The organism is Actinopolymorpha rutila (assembly GCF_013407855.1).
GTDB classification, from domain to species: Bacteria; Actinomycetota; Actinomycetes; order Propionibacteriales; family Actinopolymorphaceae; genus Actinopolymorpha; species Actinopolymorpha rutila.
In genome coordinates this window covers 4,079,206-4,097,829 of the sequence record NZ_JACBZH010000001.1, presented here as the reverse complement: position 1 = coordinate 4,097,829, position 18,624 = coordinate 4,079,206, and the positions used below count along the sequence as shown (strand labels likewise).

13 protein-coding genes are annotated in these 18,624 nt (G+C 73.3%); 8 read left to right on the top strand and 5 right to left on the bottom strand.

Going from position 1 to position 18,624, the window contains the following annotated elements; all coding sequences use genetic code 11:
- Positions 1 to 85 precede the first annotated feature (85 nt).
- Positions 86 to 715 (top strand): mycothiol-dependent nitroreductase Rv2466c family protein, encoded by a 630-nt coding sequence (locus F4554_RS18255; RefSeq protein WP_179788691.1) that lies wholly within the window; start codon positions 86 to 88, stop codon positions 713 to 715.
- A 132-nt stretch (positions 716 to 847) separates the two neighbouring features.
- Here F4554_RS18255 and F4554_RS18250 read toward each other — a convergent pair whose 3' ends face one another.
- The 4 genes from F4554_RS18250 to F4554_RS18235 form a co-directional block, all read right to left on the bottom strand.
- On the bottom strand, positions 848 to 3,952 hold the full coding sequence (locus F4554_RS18250; RefSeq protein ID WP_179788690.1) for a M36 family metallopeptidase: 3,105 nt from the start codon (positions 3,950 to 3,952) through the stop codon (positions 848 to 850).
- A 173-nt stretch (positions 3,953 to 4,125) separates the two neighbouring features.
- On the bottom strand, positions 4,126 to 5,445 hold the full coding sequence (locus F4554_RS18245; protein ID WP_202889342.1) for an MFS transporter: 1,320 nt from the start codon (positions 5,443 to 5,445) through the stop codon (positions 4,126 to 4,128).
- A 43-nt stretch (positions 5,446 to 5,488) separates the two neighbouring features.
- A complete protein-coding gene (locus F4554_RS18240) occupies positions 5,489 to 7,159 on the bottom strand; it encodes a family 20 glycosylhydrolase (protein ID WP_179788689.1) in 1,671 nt (556 codons plus the stop codon).
- On the bottom strand, positions 7,156 to 8,553 hold the full coding sequence (locus F4554_RS18235; protein ID WP_179788688.1) for an MFS transporter: 1,398 nt from the start codon (positions 8,551 to 8,553) through the stop codon (positions 7,156 to 7,158). The genes F4554_RS18240 and F4554_RS18235 overlap by 4 nt, the downstream gene beginning before the upstream one ends.
- Positions 8,554 to 8,694: 141 nt before the next feature.
- On the opposite strand from F4554_RS18235, the gene F4554_RS18230 reads away from it, so the two are divergent.
- Positions 8,695 to 9,870 (top strand): ROK family transcriptional regulator, encoded by a 1,176-nt coding sequence (locus F4554_RS18230; RefSeq protein ID WP_179788687.1) that lies wholly within the window; start codon positions 8,695 to 8,697, stop codon positions 9,868 to 9,870.
- Positions 9,871 to 9,905: 35 nt separating this feature from the next.
- Complete coding sequence (locus F4554_RS18225; protein WP_179788686.1) at positions 9,906 to 10,370, top strand: ribose-5-phosphate isomerase; 465 nt, start codon at positions 9,906 to 9,908, stop codon at positions 10,368 to 10,370.
- A gap of 6 nt (positions 10,371 to 10,376) precedes the next feature.
- On the opposite strand, the gene F4554_RS18220 is transcribed toward F4554_RS18225, so the two are convergent.
- On the bottom strand, positions 10,377 to 11,606 hold the full coding sequence (locus tag F4554_RS18220) for a GNAT family N-acetyltransferase (protein WP_179788685.1): 1,230 nt from the start codon (positions 11,604 to 11,606) through the stop codon (positions 10,377 to 10,379).
- A 76-nt stretch (positions 11,607 to 11,682) separates the two neighbouring features.
- On the opposite strand from F4554_RS18220, the gene F4554_RS33665 reads away from it, so the two are divergent.
- The 5 genes from F4554_RS33665 (at position 11,683) to F4554_RS18195 (ending at position 18,505) form a co-directional block, all read left to right on the top strand.
- Positions 11,683 to 12,543: an EamA family transporter gene (locus F4554_RS33665; protein ID WP_202889341.1), complete on the top strand. Its 861-nt coding sequence runs from the start codon at positions 11,683 to 11,685 to the stop codon at positions 12,541 to 12,543.
- Between the two features lie 345 nt (positions 12,544 to 12,888).
- The gene (locus F4554_RS31525) at positions 12,889 to 14,469 is read left to right on the top strand and encodes a HelD family protein (protein WP_202889340.1); all 1,581 of its coding nucleotides are present in this window, start codon (positions 12,889 to 12,891) and stop codon (positions 14,467 to 14,469) included.
- Positions 14,470 to 15,394: 925 nt separating this feature from the next.
- Positions 15,395 to 16,303, top strand: a complete 909-nt coding sequence (locus tag F4554_RS18205) for a Gfo/Idh/MocA family protein (RefSeq protein WP_179788683.1) — start codon at positions 15,395 to 15,397, stop codon at positions 16,301 to 16,303.
- A 148-nt stretch (positions 16,304 to 16,451) separates the two neighbouring features.
- Positions 16,452 to 17,474, top strand: a complete 1,023-nt coding sequence (locus tag F4554_RS18200; protein WP_179788682.1) for a Gfo/Idh/MocA family protein — start codon at positions 16,452 to 16,454, stop codon at positions 17,472 to 17,474.
- Positions 17,471 to 18,505, top strand: coding sequence for a Gfo/Idh/MocA family protein (locus F4554_RS18195; RefSeq protein ID WP_179788681.1), 1,035 nt, complete (start codon positions 17,471 to 17,473; stop codon positions 18,503 to 18,505). Before F4554_RS18200 ends, F4554_RS18195 begins: the two co-directional genes overlap by 4 nt.
- Positions 18,506 to 18,624: the final 119 nt, after the last annotated feature.

Below are 18,624 nucleotides of genomic sequence, written 5' to 3'. Positions count from 1 at the left end.
GGTCCGGGGCTGATCGTCGCCGAGAACGGTAGAACACCGCGACCGGCTGCACACCGTGATCGGCAGAACACGAGGAGGAGTACGCATGGCCGAGCAGCGCGAGACCGCTGACTTCTGGTTCGACCCGATCTGTCCGTGGGCGTGGATCACGTCCCGTTGGATGCTGGAGGTCGAGCAGGTACGGCCGGTGCGGACGCGCTGGCACGTGATGAGCCTGGCCGTCCTGAACTCCGGCCGGGACCTGTCCGAGGACTACAAGAAGTCCATGGACACCTCCTGGGGACCGGTGCGGATCGCTATCGCGGCGGAGCAGCGGGCCGAGCAGGAGGGCGCCGACGTGAACGAGGTGCTCGGCAGCCTCTACACCGAACTCGGCACCCGCTTCCACCACGAGAAGAAGCCGCGCGAGCGCGCGACGTACAAGGAGGCGCTGGAGGCCGCCGGGCTGCCGGCAGATCTGGTCGAGGCCGCCGAGTCGACCGATTACGACGAGGCGCTGCGCAAGAGCCACGCCGAGGGCATGGACCAGGTGGGGTACGAGGTCGGTACGCCGGTGATCAGCGTGGCCGGCTCGGCGTTCTTCGGCCCGGTCGTCTCGCCGATTCCGCGCGGTGAGGACGCCGGCCGGCTCTGGGACGGCGTTCGCCTGGTCGCCGGGACCGACGGGTTCTTCGAGCTGAAGCGCAGCCGTACCCGCGGGCCGGTCTTCGACTGAGCTGGTTTGGAGCCTCCCGGGGCCCTGGGCGTCCGAGCGCAGGCCAGGGCCCCGGGAGCGTCTATCGGGGCTGAAGCTTCACCCTCGGGTTCAGCTTCAGGTCCACCCTCGGTTCCATCGTCAGGTCCGTCATCAGTTCCACACCGCCGACCGGGTGGGGGCGTGCCGGGTGTGCCGATCCGCGCCGTACACCATCAGTTCGGCCACCGCGACGTCGCCGACCTCGGGGGACGCCAGGCAGTCCGAGGTGGCCAGTGGGTCGGCCTCCTGCTCGCCGCGGTAGGCCGGGTTCCCGGTGCACTGGGTGTCCAGGACGACCAGTCGCAGGTGGGTGGCCCGCCGATCGGGTACGTCGAAGTCACGGAAGCCGAGGTCGGGCCGCACCGGGCGGGGCCGGGCCGCGGCGAACGCGCCGGCCGGAGACGTGTAGATCCGGGTCCAGCGGCCGCCGCGGCCGGTGCACGGCGAGCCGCCGCGCACCTGCGTGCAGGTCTCCACGGCGAACCTTCGCAGGGCCGCGAACCTGTCCGCGGTCACCGCGCTGACCCGCACCGAACGCACCCAGCGCGGTGACGAACCGGCCAGGTCGACCGTGACCGTCGTGCCGCGGGCGGCCGGCCGCCGGTTGGTGACCGACCACGCGGTGGCCTCCCGGTCGTCCACGAGCGCGGACACCTCGCCGGTCATTCGTCCGGGAGGAAGATCGCCTGACAGGACCCGCGCGCCGTTGGCCGCCGAGGCAAGGTTCGGGTTCAGGTAGAGGGTGAGGTAGCGCGTGCGGCCGGCGTTCACCGTCACGTTCGTGTGCCCCATGCCGTAGCCCGGCGCGCTCCAGGTGAGCTCGTAGTGTCCCGGCAGCAGCCGTGCGGTCATCCCACGCGCGGTAGCCGGATCGGTGTCGGCGACCGGGGTGGACGGGTCGGCGAACCTCCCGACGTGGATCCGCGCACCGGCGACCGGTCTGCCGTACGGCCGGGAGATCGCCGCCATCACCAGCTGCCCGTGCGCGGTGACGGGACGGACGAACCCCGGCACCGTGAAGTCGGGCCGGCCGCGACGGTCCCCGCTCGGTGCGGTGGCCCGGGCGCCGAGCCCGCGCCGTGCGAACGCCTCCCACAGCTCGGGCAGGTCGACGCCGCCGAACCGCAGCCGGTCCGCGGCCAGCAGGGCGTCGCGGGCGGCCAGCATGGAGACGCTGCTCTGCTGCAGCGACATCGAGTCCACGACGAGCTGGATCCAGCGCCGGTTGCCCGGGCACCTGCTCACGGGCAGCCCGCCGGTGGCACAGGCGTGCTGGAGCGCCCGGTCGCCGGACGGCGCGGTGGCTGCGTACTTGCGGACCAGCGCCCGCCGGAGGTCCCAGTTGACCGCCGACCAGATCTCCCCGTCGGCGGCCGGCCCGCCGGCCGGGTCGTAGCCGACGTTGCCGTAGTTGAGCGGAGCGGTGCCGAGCCGGTAGTTGCGGACGCCGCGCCACCCGTTGCCCGCGACGTACGCCCCGATCGCCGTGCTCTCCGTCGGGCCCGTCACCGTCGGGCCGGTCTTCGCGCCGAGCTCCGGACCGGTCTGCGGGCTCGGGCTCGGGCTCCGGCCCGTCTCGGCCAGGAACTCCGCCGCCACCAGGTCGGCCCATCCCTCCGCGACCGCCCGGCCGGAGGCGGTCGTGATGCCGGCGTCCGGCCCGCCGACCAGCCGGTTGGCCATCGCGTGCGCGTACTCGTGCGCCACCACGCCGGCGTCGAACGCCCCGTCCACGCACGGGCCGTACCACCGCGCGGCCACCGGCTGGAAGAGATAGTGTCCGGCGATCCCGGGCAGCCCGTCCTGCAGGGTCACCTGGTAGGCGCCGTTGCGGCCGGTGAAGGTGGGGAAGCCGCCGCTGACCGCCGCCGTCTGCACGTGCCCGAGTTCGCGGTCGCCGTCCAGGCCGCCGCGCGTGCCGTGGTTGACCTGCTGGAGGTTGGCCCGGCCCTCGACGAAACCGAGTCCGTACGTCCAGTCGTACAGGCGCGAGTGCAGGGAGAAGACAGTCGCCACGGCCGCGCCGACGTCGTTGCCGCCGGGCGCGAGCGCCGTCGACGCGCACCGGGACCGATGCCAGCTGTCGGTGAAGCCGGTGCTCGAACCGGTGGCGGTGGGCTGGATGCCGGCCGGAGGGCGGAGCAGGTCGTACCACGCGGACGTGGTGCGGGCGGCGTTGTTCTCCGCCACACCTGTGCCGGCCCCTGTGGCCGCGTCCCCTGTGCGCAGTTCCTCCGGGGCCGCGTCCTCGGTCCCCAGGTGGTCGACCCGGTGCTGGCGTACCAGCACCGCACCCGAGACCGCGTCCACGAACGAGGTGGAGGCGTACGCCTCGCCGCCCTGGACGTCGACGACGTTCACCTCGTACGCCGGTCGGACGCCCCGGCGCGGCACGCCCACCGCCACCAGCCTGGTCTGCTGTGCCTGCGCCATCCCGACCACGGTGAACGTCGTCCACAGGCGCGGGTCGCGGGGGCGCTCCAGCACGCCGACCGAGCTCGGATCGACCCCGCGCCCGACGGCGGCTGCCGCCCGCAGCCAGGCCTGGACCGGGGTCAGGCGGGCGGGCACCGGGGGAGAGGCGTCGCCGTACGCCGAGGACGTGACGTAGACGACCTGGTCACCGGACGCCGCGACGGTGACCAGGCCACCGGCCCCGGCCGGCAGGTCGCCGAACCGCTCCCGGAAGGTCACCACACCCGGCCGGCCCGCTTCCCGTACGGCCGGAGCGTCGGATCGCCGGCCGTCGGTGAGCCCGGCGTCCTGGACCACCTCGAGGTCGCGCACCCGGTCCGCGGACATCCGGAACAGCACGCGGTTGGCGGTCAGGAAGCCGCGGGCAACCTCGACCCGGGAGCCGGGCAGCCCGGTCGCCAGCGGACCATCCGGCCGGGTGAGCTCGGCTGGCGTGGCGAACTGCGTCCACCGCACCGTCGCCGCCAGCCGGCGGGCCGCACGTACCTGTGCGGGCGAGGGGGTCAGCCGGCCGTGGCGTACGTCGAGGTCCTCACTGCCCCGCGGCCGGTCCAGAGCCAGCACGCCGGCCGAGCCGGGTCTGTCCGCGGACTCACCGGCGGACTCCTCGGCGGCCACGGCCGACGACGGCAGGTTCAGGCCGCTGATCGCGACCGCGGGCAGCCCGAGCCCGAGCGCAGTCCTTCGGACCATCCGGGCGAGCCGGCCCGTCGGGGCGGCTCGGCGGCGCGACGCGCGCATGGCACTCCTCCTGGTACCAGCCCTCTGGGTGGTACCGGCTTCGGTGAGCCGAATGGGGAAGAGATCGACTGCCTACGCGGACGAAGATTTCACGACTACGTCACTCTACGAGGTTGAAACGCCGAAAAGTGTACGCAGCGTGACCGAAATGTGTCCAGGAGAGGGTCTGGGGCTCAGACCCGGTGGGCGGGCTCGGCCGCGACGGTCCCGACGGGGGAGTCGGCCGCGCCTTCGGTCCGGACCCGCAGCGACCGTTGCACCAGTCCGATGACCGCCGCGACCAGAGCCGTCACCGCCACCGTGCTCAACGCCGTCCGCAGCCCCACCTGGTCGGCGAGGAACCCGATCAGCGGCGGCCCGGCCAGCATCCCGGTGTTGCCGATGGTGGAGGCCAGGCCGACGCCGCGGGGCCCGCCGATCGCGCCGGCCCGGGCGATCGCCACCGGGAACATGTTCGCCAGGCCCAGCCCCACCGCGAGCAGCCCGGCGAAGGCGACCGCGAGGCTGCCCGCCCACGCGGTGGTGAGAACGCCGGCGGCGGCGAGCACCGCGCCACCGCTGAGCACCCAGGTCTCGCCGAGCCGCTCGATCAGCCGCCCACCGGTCAGCCGCCCGGTCGCGATCGCCACCGAGTAGACGCCGAAGCCGTACGCCGCCACCCCCGCCGCCGCGCCGAGGTTCTCCCGCAGGTGCAGGGCCACCCAGTCGCCGATGGCTCCCTCGCCGTAGGCCGTACACAACGCGACCACGCCGAGCAGTACGACGGCGAGGCTGATCGGCCTGCGCGCGGTCCGGCGTACCGTCTCCTGCTCCTGCTTCTGCTTCTGCTCCTGCTCCTGCTCCTGCTTCTGCTCCTGTCCTCGCGCTGCCGTGGCCGGGCCGGCCGTGCCGTCGGTGCGTACGGGCTGATCGGTGCCGGTGCGCAGCATCGGCCGGGCGAACCCGACGGCGACCACCACGCCCGCCACCGCGACCACGGCGAAGTGCTCGACGGCGGTGAGGTGCGCGGCGAGCAGCCCGCCGATCACCGCGCCGACCAGCCCGCCGACACTCCACAGCCCGTGCATCGGCGACATGATCGCCCGGCCGGACGTCGACTCGATCTCCACCGCCGCGCTGTTGAGCGCGACCAGCAGAACGCCGTAGATCGCGCCGAACACGAACAGGATGGCGCCGAGCGCGACCACCGAACGCGCCAGCGCCGGCGTGACCAGCCCGGCACACACCAGCGGGAACGACGCGACGAGCACCGTGCGGGTGCCCAGGCGTTCGCACAGTCCGCCCGCGAAGTACATCGACGCCGCCGAGCTCACCGTCATGCACAACAGCGCCAGCCCGAGCGCCGTCGCGGACGCCCCGACCTGGTTCTTGATCTCGGGGATGCGGACGATCCAACTGGCGAACAGCACGCCGTCGGCGGCGAAGAACACCGTCAACGGGTACAGCCGGGTGACCGGGTGGCGGCCGCCGGTCAGGAACTGGCGGGGTGACACGGGGGGAACTCCTCGCGGTGGTGCGGTCGGTGGTTCGGGTCGTTCAGGTGGACGCGGTGTCCACGTCGCCGTGCTCGGAGATCCGCTCGTGCAGGTCGCGTTCGGCGGCCATCGTCGAGCCGGACTGGCGGCGCCGGTCGCCGGTGCCGCCGCCCTGCCACGGGTGCGGGCCGGCCGCCGGGCGGTACTCCACGCCGGCCGCGGCCAGCCGGTCCAGGTGCGCGGCGAGCGCGCCGGTCCCTTCGTCGGAGGCGTCCTTGGTCGACGGCCGGGCGTTCCACGCCACGTCGGCGAGCACGCTCGCGCGCGGGAACATCAGGTAGTCCAGGTGCCGCTCGGAGGCGATGTACTCCGACCACGCCTGGAACTGCAGCCCCAGCACCCGCGACCGCTCCGCCTGCGACCAGTCCGCGGGCACGGGCTCGAACGCCGCCACCTCGGGCACCGTGATCGGCCCACCCTGCGACATCGGCTCCTCCGGCAGGTCGGACTGGTCATAGTTGAGGTACGTCGGGTACACCGGCGTACGCACCACGTCGTAGCCCGCGCCGGCCGCCCGGCGGGCCACCGAGTCGCCGCGCCAGGCCATCACGATCGAGTCGTCCAGCAGCCCGCCGGTGACGAATGCCTCGTCCCACACCACCATCCGGGCGCCGCGCCGCTTCAGGTGTGAGCCGAGCGCGCGAAGGAAGTGGCCGTGCAGGTCGATCGGCGCGGCCAGCCCGAGTTCCTTCTGGTACGCCGAGATCTCCGGGTCGCTCGCCCAGTCGGTGATCACGCACTCGTCCCCGCCCAGGTGGACGTACGGCGTGGGCACCGCCTCCAGCAGTTCGTCCAGCAGTTCGCCGATGAACTCCACCGTCGCCGGCAGCGGCTTCACCACCCCGGCGGAGATGCCCCAGCCGGTGAGGACCCGGTGCTCGCCGACGCCGAGCTCCGGCCGGGCGGCGAGCAGCGCGGAGGAGTGGCCGGGCAGGTCGATCTCGGGCACCAGCGTGACGCCGCGTTCCTGTGCGTACGCGTGGATCTCGGCGAGGTCGTCGAGGGTGTAGTAGCCACCGTGCGGCGTACCGTCGTGGCGGCCGGCCCTACGGTGCCGGCTCAGCTGGGTGGCCGGCCGGTGGCTGCCGACCTGGTGCACCTCGGGATGCCGGCGGCTCTCGATCCGCCACCCCTGGTCGTCGGTGAGGTGCAGGTGCAGCCGGTTGTAGCGGTGCATGGCGAGCAGGTCGACGTACCGCAGCAGGGTGCGCTTGGGGAAGAAGTGCCGGGCCACGTCGAGCATCGCGCCCCGCCAGGTCAGTGCCGGCGCGTCGGTCACCTCGCCGCACTCGACCACCCAGCGGGTGCCGGCGCGCGGTGCCGCCCGCCAGGTGTCGTCGGGGAGCAGTTGGCGCAGCGTGTGGAGCGCGTTGACCAGCCCGTCGACGGTGGCGACGACGATGTCGACGCCCCGCTCGTGGACGCGCAGCCGGTAGCTCTCCGCGGTACCCGAGGTGGGCTCCAGGTGGATGGTCACCGCACCGACCGGCCCGGCCTGGGCGACGGTGGGCAGCGGCAGCCGCAGCGAGGTGAGGAGTTCGCGGACCACCTGCGACATGCCTTCCGCTCCCGGCGTCTCCACCACTCCCGTGCCGGCGGTGAGTTCGTACGTGCCGGTGGCGGCGGTCGCCGAGCCGGGTCGGGGGAGCAGGGTCAGGTAGCGGTCGGTCACGGCTTGCTCCGTTCGGACGACGTGGCGGACGTGGTGGGTGTGGTGGGTGTGGCGGACGTGCCGGACGTGGCGGCTGCAGCGGTGGGTGGGCCGGACGTGGCGGGGGCCGGGGTTCTGGGGCGGGTCCAGCCGCGCAGGGCGAACGCGACGCCGGCGGCGAGGACGGCGAGCACGGCGACGGTGGACAGGGCCAGCGGCAGGCCGCGCCGGTCGGCGACGAACCCGATCAGCGGTCCCTGGCTGAGGATGCCGAGGCTCGCCGACATCGAGATCCGGCTCACCCCGCGCGGTCCGCCGAGTGCGCCGGCCCGGCTGATGCAGACCGGGTAGACGTTGGCCAGTCCCAGGCCGAGGACGACGTAGCCGGCGAACGCGACCGGCAGGCCGGCGCCGGGCAGGTGGCCCGCCCAGCTGGCGACGAGGACGCCGACCGCCGCGAGCGCGAATCCACCGGACAGGACGGCCGTCTCGCCGAGCCGCCTGATCAGCCGGGCGCCGAGGAACCGGCCGCCGGCGATGGCGCAGGCGTAGGTGGCGTAGCCGTACCCCGCGACCGCGGCGGTGGCGCCGAGGTCCTGCCGCAGGTGCAGGGCGGCCCAGTTGTTCGAGGCGTACTCGCCGAACGCCGTACAGGCCGCGACCAGCCCGAACGCGAGGACGATCCACCGGACGCGGCGCCAGGAGTTCGCCCGGTCGGCGTCGGAGGATCCGTCCGGGGCAGCGGTGCCGGGGGCGGTTGCCGCGGCCGCGGCCGTCGCGGCCGCCGTCGCCCGGCCTGAGCGGAGCAGGGCGGGGCCGGCCGTCGCGGTCACCGCCAGGCCGAGGAGCGCGGTGAGCCCGAGGTGCACCACCGGGCTGAGGTGGTCGGCGAGCAGGCCGCCGAGCGCGGCGCCGACGAGTCCGCCGACGCTGAAGATGCCGTGCAGGGTGGGCATCAGCGGGTTGCCGCTGGCGGTGGCGACCTCCACCGCGGTGCTGTTGAGCGCGATGTTGAACGTGCTCTGCGCCATGCCGAAGAACGCCAGTGCCGCGCCGAGCGCGCGGACCGAACCGGCCAGGCCGGGCAGCACGAGGATCGCGCACAGGGCGAACCCGGCGACCACAAGGACGCGGCGGGTGCCGAAGCGTTCGCAGATCCGGGCGGCCACGGTGAGGGCGGCCAGGCTGCCGAGCGAACCACACAGCAGCGCCAGGCCCAGGTCACCGGCCGACGCGCCGACCTGTGCCTTCACGTCGGGGACCCGGACCAGCCAGTTGGCCGGGACGAAGCCGACCAGCGCGAAGAACACCGCCAGCGGCACCGGATGCCGGGTCTTCGGCGTGGGATCGGGAAGCGCGGCGGCCGACTCCTGCGCGGGCAGGGAACTGTCGGCGCCACGCGGGCGTGCTGACAACGTGGCCTCCGGGATACGACGCGGCTGGAAGAGGTGGTCGGAAGGTCGGCGGGGAAGGGCGCCGGGGGCGTGGCCGGGCGAAGGTTGACCGGGCGCCCGGGCGCGGGCTAGCTTCACAGAAATTAACAGGCAGGGTTCCTTATGAAAAGGGGTGGAACCATTCCGCGGACGGCCTCGCCGCACACAGCGCGGCTGATCAACGACCGGTTGGCGTTCGACCTGCTGCTGGAACGCGGCCCGCTCACCCGGACCCAGCTGCGTACCCTCACCGGGTTGTCCGGCCCCACCGTCGCCGACCTCGTGCAGCGGCTGGAGTCCGCCGGCCTGGTCGCGCCGGTCGGTGAGGCCGGCGCCGAGCGCCGCGGGCCGAACGCCCGGCTGTACGGCGTGGTCGCCGACCGGGCGCACGTCGCGGGCGTGGAAGTACGTCCCGACCACGTACGCGCGGTGGTCACCGACCTCACCGGGCAGCCCGTCGGCACCGCCGTGGTGGCCCAGGACGCCCGGGTCGCCCCGGACCGGCTGGTGCGCGACGCGCTCGACGGAGCCCTCGCTGATGCCGGACGGCCGGCCGACTCACTTGCGATGGTCGTGGTGGGTACGCCGGGCCTGGTGGATCCGGTGAGCGGCGACGTGACGTTCGCGGTCAGCCTGCCCACCTGGCACGGCAACCTGCTGCCCGGCCTGCGGGAACGGTTCGGCGCGCGGGTGCTGCTGGAGAACGAGGTCAACCTGGTCGGGCTGGCCGAGCACCGGCTGGGCGTCGCCCGGGGCCGGGACACCTTCGCACTGGTCTCCCTGGGCGACGGGATCGGGGTCGCGGTGGTTCTCGGCGGGCGCCTGCACCGGGGTGCCTCCGGCGGCGCGGGCGAGGTGTCGTACGTGCCGGCAGGCGGTGGTACGTACCAAAAGGTCTCCGGTGGTGCGGCAGTGGTCGAGACCGCCCGGCGGCACGGGCTCACCGGCTCGGTCGACGACCTGGCCGGGCTGGTCGGCGGCGCGGTCGCCCGCGCGGGCGAGGGTCACGACCCCGCGGCGGAGGCGTTCCTCGACGACCTCGCCGATCGGATCAGTACCGGCGCGGCGGCCGTGTGCGCCGTCCTCGACCCGGGATACGTCGTGCTCGCCGGCGAGGTCGGCCGGGCCGGCGGGCCGGCACTCGCCGAGCGGGTCGCCCGCCGGCTCGCCGATCGCCTGCCGCTGCCCACCGAGGTGGTGGCCAGCGACGTGTCCGGGAACCCGGTGGTACGCGGCGCCGTCCTGGTCGCGCTGGACCACCTGCACCGCGAAACGTTCGGCCTGACCGGCACCAGGTGACGGCCCGGCCCGGCCCGGCTGCCAGACTCGAAGGCATGCGCGTGCACATCGGCTCGGACCACGCGGGCTTCGAACTCAAACAGCACCTGGTCGGCTGGCTGGGTGAGCAGGGCCACGAGGTGGTCGACCACGGGCCGGCGGCCTTCGACCCCGACGACGACTACCCGCCGTTCTGCCTGCGGGTCGGCCTCGGGGTGGTGGCCGACCCGGACAGCCTGGGCATCGTCCTCGGCGGGTCCGGCAACGGCGAGCAGATCGCCGCCAACAAGGTGGCCGGCGTCCGGGCCGTGCTGGCGTGGAACCTCGACACCGCCCGGCTGGGCCGGGAGCACAACGACGCCAACGTGATCTCCGTCGGCGCCCGGATGCACTCGGTGGAGGAGGCCACCCGGATGGTCGAGGTGTTCCTGCGGACGGGATTCTCCGGCCTCGACCGCCACGCGCGCCGGATCGAGATGCTCCGCGAGTACGAGGACACCGACATCGTCCCGGAGCCGTAGGCCGCCTCAGAACGGGGTGTCGAGCAGGGGGAGCGCGTCGGAGGTGAACGCCCGCGTGGCCGCGGTGAGGCTGCCCGGCGTACGTTCCTCGGCCACGCCCGCGGCACCGAGCGCCGCCAGCACCGGACGCCCGAAGTACGCCGCACCCAGGTCGGCCACCTCCAGCACCAGGTCCGGCTCGCGGTCGACCCGGCCGCACGAGGCACCCGACTCGTCACCGGCCAGGTGCCACCGCCCGGCGTTCCACGGGCACAGGTCGTCGCGTACCTCCAGCACAAGGTCGACCGGCGTGGTGTAGCGCCGCTCCGACAGCGCCCGGCCGACGTCGACCAGCCGGGCCCACATGCCGTCCCGCACGGTGACCATGGCGGCCCGGGAGTCCCGCAGCCAGGTCAGCAGCGGGTCGTCGAGGGACAGCCGGCGGTGGGTCACCTTGGCCATCAGGTCCTGGTCGGCGAGGAACTGCCACAGCGCGGCGTACGACGCGGTGTCGGTCGCGTGCACGCGCTGGACGACGGTGGTGCCGTTCGGGCCGCCCGGCTCCCAGTTGGACTTGCTGCGGTAGTACGCGAACCCGGTGACCTCGCCTTCGCGTTCGGCCAGGACACAGCGCAGGGCGCTCGCACCGCCGCGCTCGCTCTCCGGGTCGGCGACCTCCCCGCGCCGCCAGGGTTCGTTGTGCCGGAAGTAGCCCGGCCGGGTGGGCACGATCGCCTCGCGTACGCCGGCACAGACGTCCAGCGACTTCTCCGGGTCGGCGTACCTCACGGTCACCTCGTCGGCTCCGGGCACCGGGCGCATCGCCCGCTTCGCGCGGTTGATCTCGGCGTACGCCCACTGGGTGGCGCAGCCGTAGCCGTAGCGCCCGTAGATCGCGGGCTCGGACGCGGTGAGGACGGCCACCGGCTCCCGGCCCGACTCGTGCAGGTCGTGCAACTGGTGACGCATCAGCGCGGTGAGCACCCCGCGCCGGCGATGGGTGGGCAGCACGCCCACCAGGCTGACCCCGGCGACGTCGAGTGCCCGCGGGCCGGGCACCGTCATCGTGAACGAGTAGATCGCGGCGTGCCCGGCCATCGTGTCGCCGACGAAGGCGCCGATGCTGCGGTCCGGCTCGAACCTCGCCTGCTCGACCTCCGCCGCGTCCTGTGGCCAGGTCTCCCCGAACGACAACTCCATCATGGTGAACGCCTGTTGCCACGCGTCGTCCCCGAGCGGGCGTACCTCGATCGTCATGGGCCACTGCCTACCAGAAGGCCGACACCGTGGGCGAGGCAATTGCCGGCCGGACCTGCTGGCAGGCTCGTCCTTCGTGCCCGCCACGTCCGCCACCACCGCGATCGCCGCCGCCGTCCTGCTCGCCGCGGTCCTGCACGCCACCTGGAACGCCCTCGCACACGCGATCACCGACAAGCTGGTCGCGGTGACGGTGCTGTCGCTGGCGTTCGTGGTCTTCGGTGCGGCGGCGCTGCCGTGGGTGGGCGTACCACCGCGGGCGAGCTGGCCGTACCTCGCCACCTCCAGTTGTGTGCACGTGCTCTACAACGTCGCGCTGATGCGGTCGTACCGACTCGGCGCGTTCAACCAGGTCTACCCGTTGGCACGCGGCATGTCGCCGTGGGTGGTCGCGATCGTGGCGGCGCTGGTCGTCGGTGAGCGGCTGAGTGCGGTCGGGATGGCCGGCGTCGCGGTGGTCTCGGTGGGGCTGGGCTGCCTGGTGTTCGCCCGCGGGCTGCCGCACCGGGACGAACTCCCCGCGCTGGCCGCGGCCGCGACCACCGGGCTGCTGATCGCGACGTACACCGTGCTGGACGGCCTCGGGGTGCGGGCGTCGGAAGCGCCGTTCGCGTACGCCGCCTGGCTGTTCCTGCTGCACGGCGGCGTGCTGGTCGCCTGGGCGGCGCACCGTCGCGGCCCCGCGCTGCTGGCCGACCTGCGGGTGAACTGGCGCACCGGCCTGGCCGCGGGGTCGTGCGCGGTGGTGGCGTACGGCATCGTGCTCTGGGCGCAGAGCCGGGGGACCCTCGCCACGGTGGCGGCGCTTCGGGAGACCAGCGTCATCGTCGGCGCGGTGATCGGTGCGGTCGTCTTCCGGGAACCGTTCGGGCGCTGGCGGACCGTGGCGACCGTGGTGGTCGCGGCCGGGATCGCCCTGCTGAATCTCGGCGGATGACGCGACGTCCGACAGCACCTGGTCGTTAACACGCGACACCCGGATGGCGCAGCGGAATCCGGGAATTCGGCGTACGCGTGGAGAATGATGTGATGGGAAAACGAGAGTGGCGGAAAAGCCGGAAGGCTTGGTAGCGTGGGCTGTTTCTTTCGCCACTTCGATTCGGCAGGGGAAATGACCGAGAATTCCAGCTCCGCCGTGTCCAGCGTGTCCCACACAACTGTGTCCGTCGAAGAATTCGAACCGAACGACTCCGCGAATTCTAGCCCGAATTCACGCCCTGCGTCAAGTTCGGCCGCGAATTCGATCGCCGCCGAGATCGCTTACGAACAAGGGCATGTCGGCATGCTGTACGACCGGCTGGACGCGCTCCGCGAGCGCACTCATAGCCGGCTCGACGCCGCTCACCGCGGCGAGCACGCGCTCAACCACCAGTCGATGTCCGAACGCCAGTCCTACCACGAACTCCTTACCGGACGGCTTTCCCAACTGCGCGCCGTCGAGCGCGGGTTGTGTTTCGGCCGGCTCGACAACGACGACGACACCCGCCTCTACATCGGCCGGATTGGTTTGTTCGACGACGACTACGAACCGGTGCTCATCGACTGGCGGGCACCGGTGGCGCAGGCGTTCTACGGCGCGACCCCGGCCCGCCGGCTCGGCATCCGGCGGCGGCGGCACCTGCGCACCCGGGGCCGCACCGTGGTCGGCATCGAGGACGACGTGCTCGACCTGGCGACCCTCGACGACATGGACGACACCGAACGCCGGCAGCTGTCCGGCGAGGCGGCGCTGCTCGCGTCGCTCACCGCCGGACGGACCGGCCGGATGAACGAGATCGTGGCCACCATCCAGGCCGAACAGGACCAGGTGATCCGTTCCGACCTCGCCGGGATCCTGGTGGTGGAGGGCGGACCCGGCACCGGCAAGACGGTGGTGGCGCTGCATCGGGCGGCGTACCTCCTCTACACCCACCGGGCGCGGCTGGCCGGGCGCGGCGTGCTGATCGTCGGGCCGAACTCGACGTTCACCCGCTACATCGACCAGGTGCTGCCGTCGCTGGGTGAGACCGACGTCGTGCTCGCCACGCTCGCAGAGCTGTACCCGGGGGTAAGCGCGACCGGGCGGGACGAGCCGCTCGCCGCGCGGGTGAAGGGCGACCCGCGGATGGCGGACGTGGTGGCAGCAGCCGTCCGCGACCGGCAGCGGGTGCCCGGCCACGACCTGGAGCTGGTCGTCGACCGCGAGCCGTACCTCCTGTCCCGGGCCACCTGCGAGCGGGCGCGGGAGCGGGCCCGCGCCCGCGCCGACCGCGACGGCGAGCTTGCCAACCGCGCCCGCCGGCACTTCGTCCGCGACATTCTCGGCGCGCTCACCCGGCAGGCCGTCGATCGGCTCGGTGCCGACCTGCTCGGCGACGCCGACGTTGAGGACATCCGGCGGGAGCTGGCCGGATCGCCGGAGGTGCGGACCGCGATCGACGACCTGTGGCCGGAGCTGACCCCGACCGAGCTGCTCGCCGACCTCTATAGCTCGGCCGACCTGCTGGCCGCCGCCGCGCCGGACTTCACCGCGGCCGAGCGGGAAGCGTTGCTGCGCCCCGGTCCGCCGGCTGCCCAGAGGTGGACTCCGGCCGACGTCCCGCTGCTGGACGAGGCCGCCGAACACCTCGGCGAGCTCGATCGCGCCGTCTACGCCGCCGCGCAGGCCGAGCGGCGGGAGCGGGGGAGGTGTCGGAGGAGACCGGCTACGCCCGGGCCGGGGTCGAGCTCCAGCAGCAGTACGAGCAGTTCGCCGACGACTTCACTGCCGACGACGTCGATCCGCTGGCCGAGGGCGTGGTCCGGCGCTACCGGGGTGGAGAGGTCGGCGGGCCGGTGGCCGAGGGCGCGCTGGGAGACCGGGCGTGGGTGTACGGGCACGTGATCGTGGACGAGGCGCAGGAACTGCCGGCGATGGCGTGGCGGCTGCTGATGCGGCGGTGCCCGGCACGGTCGATGACCCTGGTCGGCGACCTCGCCCAGGCCAGCGCACCCGGCGCTCCGGGGTCCTGGGGTGAGGTGCTCGACCTGTGGGCGCGGGGACGCTGGCGCCGCGAACGCCTCACCGTCAACTACCGCACGCCGGCGCCGATCATGGCGCTCGCCGCCGACGTACTCGCCACGATCGACCCGGACGCGACCCCGCCGGGCTCGGTCCGCGAGGGCGCCGAGCCCTGGTGGCTGGGCGTCGAGGAGGGCAGTGGGCTGCCGGAGCTCGGCCAGGTGGTGTCAGCCGCGCTGGACCGGGAACTCGCCGCGCTGACTGCCGATGCGAACCACGACGGTGCGCAGTCCGACGGCGGTCATTCGGTCGGGAGTGGGTCGGCGGGCCGGCTGGCGGTGATCGTGCCCGAGTCCCGGTTCGCCGACCTCGGCCGGCAGCTGCTCGAGGCCCGTACCGACGTCGCGCTCGGCGGCAGCCCCGCCGTCCTCGACGCCCGGGTGGCGCTGCTCACCGTGGCGCAGGCGAAGGGGCTGGAGTTCGACTCGGTGGTCGTGGTCGACCCGGCGGCGATCCTCGCGGCCGGCCGGCCCGGGGTGCACGGGGCGCCTGAAGCGCATGGGGAGCACGGAGCAGGCGACCTGTACGTCGCGCTCACCCGGGCGACCCGCCGGCTCGGCGTGGTCACCACCGGTCCGCTACCGGACGTGCTGACCCGCCTGGCCGCCTCGGGGGCCACGGCTGCGGACGCGGGGGCAAGCACGTGACGCCCTGACGACGTACAGTGCCTCCTTGGTCACGGCGCACGTACGTTCGGTTGAATGTCGGTCGGGCACAGGGTGGACTTCGGATGGAGGGGTACCGGCGGATGAGCGGTCCAGCGTCTGGGGCGGCGGGTGGCAACCTGCGGGTCGGCCTGCTCGGCGTCGACACCTCTCACGCCGGCGCGTACGCCCGGATCCTGAACGACCAGGCCGCCATCCCCGGCGCCCGGATCACCTGGGTGTGGGGCGGGGTGGTTCGTGCGGACCAGCCCGACGCCCGCACGCTTGCCGCGACCTACGCCATCGACCGGGTGATCGCCGAGCCGACCGAGCTGCTGCACCAGACCGACCTGGTGCTCGTCGTCGACGACGCCGGGCACGGCCGGCACCACGTGCCGCAGGCCCGGGCGTTCGTGGCGGCCGGGGTGCCGGCGTTCCTGGACAAGCCGATGACGCCGGACCTCGGCGAGGCGCGGACGCTGTTCCGGCTCGCCGCCGAGCGGGGTGTGCCGGTGACGAGCTCGTCGGCGCTGCGGTACGCCCGGGAGCTCGCCGAGGACGCGGCGTACGTCGCCGACCTTGGCGAGCCCTCGTCGGTGGTCAGTGTCGGGCCGGGTGAGTGGTTCCACTACGGCGTGCACGCGGTCGAGCAGGTGTACGCCGTCCTCGGGCCGGGCGTGCAGTGGGTGCAGCGCGCCAGCTGGCCGGAGCGGGACGTGGCGGTGCTCGGCTACGGCCCCGGCGGCCCGACCGCCGTGGTGCAGGTTCTGCGCGACGCGACCTGTGGTTTTCATCTCACTCTGCACGCCCGTAAGGGGCGGCACAGCATCACGATCGAGGACGCCGACGCCTACTACACCGCCCAGTTGCGCGCGGTGGTGGAGATGGTGCGTACCGGAGTGCCGCCGGTGGCGCCCGCCGAGACGCTGGAGATTCTCGCCGTCCTGCGGGCGGGCGAGCTGTCCGCCGCGGCCGACGGGGCGCGGGTCCACCTGGCCGACGTACTCGCCTGAGCCATTCGCACGGCCCCTGCCCGCGCCACCAATCTGGCCGGTCGCCTGTCCGCGCATCGGACAACCCTTCCGTTCGAGTGGTCCGCCCGATAGGCATATGGTCTGCACCAGATCTGGTGAGATCGGGCTAAGGAAGGGTTTGCTTCAGGTGAAGGTCTCCAGAGTGGGCGTCGTCGGACTCGGCGGCATCGGGCGGGTGCACATCGGTGGTTGGCGGGAGCTGGGGGCCGAGCTGCACGGCTTCGACGAGCTGCCCGAGTCCAGGGCGGTCGCGCAGGAGGACCTCGGCCTGCAGGTGCACCCCGATCTCGCGTCGTTGCTGCGTTCGGTCGACGTCGTGGACGTGTGCACTCCTACCGACACGCACGCACCGCTGGCGCTGGCCGCGCTGCGGGCGGGCAAGCCGGTCGTCTGCGAGAAGCCGCTGGCCCGGACGCTGGAAGAGGCGGACGAGCTGATCGCGGCGTCGGAGCAGGCCGGGGTGCCGTTGTTCACCGCGCAGGTGGTGCGGTTCATGCCGGAGTACGCCTCGGCGCGGGACGCGGTGGCCGCGGGGAAGATCGGCCGGCCCGGCGTCATGCGGTTCACCCGCGAGGGCGGCATGCCCAACCCGCAGGGCTGGTACCACGACATGGCCCGCTCCGCGGGGATCATCGGCGACGTGATGATCCACGACATCGACTTCGCCCGGTGGCTCGCCGGTGACGTCGTACGCGTGTACGCCAAGCTGATGCGTCCCGCCGGACCCCAGAACGGCCCCACCCACGCGTACGCCATCCTCACCCACGTCGGCGGCACGATCTCCCACCTGACCGCGTCGTGGGCCCGGCAGGGCGGCTCGTTCCGCACCAGCTACGAACTCGCCGGCAGCGAGGGGATGATCGACTACGCCTCCGACCAGCGGCCGGTGGTCCAGACCATTCCGGGGACGCTGGCCGCTCCCGCCGGATCCAGCTTCGGTTCGTCGTTCACCCGGGAGCTGGCGGAGTTCCGCGCCGCCATCGAAGGCGGCCCACAACCACGGGTGACCGCCCACGACGGGCGCGCCGCCCTGGCCGTCGCGCTCGCCGCGGTCACCTCGGCGCAGACCGGGCAGGCCGTCGAGCTGCCGGTCAGCGCCACCCCGTACGAAGGAAGCGCACCAGTGGCCGCGGAGGTGGCGTCGGCATGAGCACCACGACCCCAGTCAAGATCGGGATCCTGTCCTTCGCCCACCTGCACGGAGCGGGCTACGCGTCCGTCCTGGCCGGCATCCCCGGCGTCGAGCTGCGTGCCGCCGACGAGAACGCCGAACGCGGCAAGCCGCTCGCGGACCGGCTCGGCATTCCGTTCACCACCTCCTACGACGAGCTGCTCGAGTGGGGCCCGGACGGCGTGGTGGTCTGCAGCGAGAACGCCGGGCACCGGGCGCTGGTGGAGAAGGCCGCCGCGGCGGGCGCGCACGTGCTGTGCGAGAAGCCGCTGGCGACGTCGCTGGCCGACGGCAAGGCGATGATCGACGCCTGTGACGCGGCCGGCGTGCACCTCATGACGGCGTTCCCGGTGCGGTTCGCCCAGCCGATCGCCGGACTGGAGCGGATCGTCCGGTCCGGTGGGCTCGGCCGCATCCACGCGGTGGCCGGCACCAACCCGGGCACCATGCCCGGCGGCTGGTTCGTCGACCCCAAGCTCGCCGGGGGCGGTGCGGTGATGGACCACACCGTGCACGTGGCCGACCTGCTCCGCTGGATGCTCGACTCCGAGGCCGTCGAGGTCTACGCCCAGCACAACCGGATCCTCTACCCCGACCTGCCGGTGGAGACCGCCGGCACGATCGCGGTCACCTTCGCCGACGGCACCGTCGCCACCATCGACTGCAGCTGGAGCAAGCCGAAGTCCTACCCGACGTGGGGCGCGGTCACCATGGAACTCGTGGGGGAGGACGGCGTCGCCTCCGCGGACGCGTTCGCCCAGACCATCAACGTCTACTCCGACGGGCCGGGGCGGCAGGGTCCGCAGAGTGCGTCGTGGACGCCGTGGGGCGGCAACGCCGACGCGGGCCTGGTCGAGGCGTTCGTGACCGGGATCCGGGAAGGCACCGCACCGCACCCGAACGGCTGGGACGGCTACCGCGCGACCGAGATCGCGTTCGCGGCGTACAAGTCGGCAGAGACCGGCCAGCCGGTGAAGCTGCCGCTCGAGATCGCCCAGGGCCTCGCGTAGGGCTTCGCCTCATTCGAGCAGTCAGGTTGTCGGCGACGGATCCCACCGCGCGGTGGGATCCGTCGCCGTTTCACGCGGTGGCCGAAGCAGGCCGGAAACCGCGCGGTGGAAGACTGGGC